This is a genomic window from Azonexus sp., assembly GCF_036170495.1.
Lineage (GTDB): Bacteria > Pseudomonadota > Gammaproteobacteria > Burkholderiales > Rhodocyclaceae > Azonexus.
On the sequence record NZ_JAVHPH010000010.1, the window covers coordinates 1 to 1,424 of the forward strand.

Annotated in this window: 1 protein-coding gene; it reads right to left on the bottom strand. The window is 54.4% G+C overall.

The window, feature by feature from the left end:
- Positions 1–245 precede the first annotated feature (245 nt).
- Positions 246–1,319: a GTP 3',8-cyclase MoaA gene (moaA, locus tag ADADOO_RS00445; protein ID WP_511274193.1), complete on the bottom strand. Its 1,074-nt coding sequence runs from the start codon at positions 1,317–1,319 to the stop codon at positions 246–248.
- Positions 1,320–1,424 lie beyond the last annotated feature (105 nt).

Here is a 1,424-nt window from a genome sequence, read left to right on the forward strand (position 1 = left end):
CTGACGGAAATCGAGCGCAAGCGTGCGGTGCGCGGTCTGTAAGGATGTAGCATGAATTTTTGCCAACCCTGTCGTTTCTGGGTCAGGCAACACAAAAAGGCGACCCGTTGGGTCGCCTTTTTGCTTATGTTGTCGCTTTTCTTTACGTTACTTGGCCAGTTTACGACGCCAATCAGCGCTGCCGGCTTCTGCAAGGTCTACCCGTAAAACCCACGGTCAACCGGAAAAAATGGCCAAAACTAAAATTAGCCGCCGGTCATCGACATGAAGCGAACGACCTGTGGTGCATCCATTTGCTGCGTAAAGTCGTGCCCGTAGGGTTTGATGCCCATGCTATCGACGATTGCTTGGCGCAAGGCAGTGTCGTCATTGCTGGCTCTTAGGGCCGGTAGCAGATTCGCCGCATCATTCTGGCCGAGGCACGGGTAAAGCTCGCCCTTGGCGGTAATTCGGACACGGTTGCAGCTATCACAGAAATTATGGCTGTGTGGAGAGATGAATCCAACACGTGATTCGCTGCCAGGAATGCGCCAATAGCGCGCCGGCCCACCGGAGTCTTCCGTCGAAGGAATCAGCTCAAAATGGCTGGACAGCATTTCCCGCGCTTCCTCGGACGATATAAAGGTATTGCCGCGCCCATGAATATCGCCGAGCGGCATTTCCTCGATAAATGAAATATCCAGTTCGTTTTCGATGGCAAACCCGACCAGATCAACGAACTCGTCATCGTTGGTGCCGCGCATCATCACGACATTAAGCTTGGTGCGCCGAAACCCGGTTTTTCGCGCCGCTTCGATGCCGCGCAAGACCTTGGTTATATCGCCGATCCGGGTGATTTTCCGGAAGCGATCCGGATTCAATGTATCGAGACTGATGTTGATGCGCTTGACACCAGCCGCCCGCAACGGAGCAGCAAATCGGTCAAGTTGTGAGCCGTTGGTGGTTAGCACCAGATTTTCCAGGCCAGGTAGAGCGCCCAGGCGTTCAATCAGCCACATGGCATCTTTGCGCACTAGTGGCTCGCCCCCGGTAATTCGCAGCTTGGTGACGCCCAGACCAACGAACACCGAGGCAACGCGCAGGCACTCCTCAAGACTCATTACTGCCTTGCGTGGCAGAAAAGTCATTTCCTCGGCCATGCAATAGGTGCATCGGAAATCGCAGCGATCTGTAATAGACAGGCGAACGTAGGAAATCCGCCGCCCGTATTTGTCGAGCAGTGTGCCTTCCTGGTGGCCCATTGCAGCGGGGTCGATACGTGGGATGAAGTCGGCAAGGCCGACAGGCGTTACTTCCTGGCGGAGTATTTCGTTTTGCATGGCGGACGATTCATGATGGCCTACAAGGAGTCAATCTACTGTCTGGCCGGCGATTGTCGATGGGTAACGGCCCTCAAACAAGTAGAGACATCAAAAATCCAGAAA

Excerpts from the sequence above, each read along its gene's own strand:
- moaA (WP_511274193.1), bottom strand. The coding sequence starts at position 1,319 with ATGCAAAACGAAATACTCCGCCAGGAAGTAACGCCTGTCGGCCTTGCC.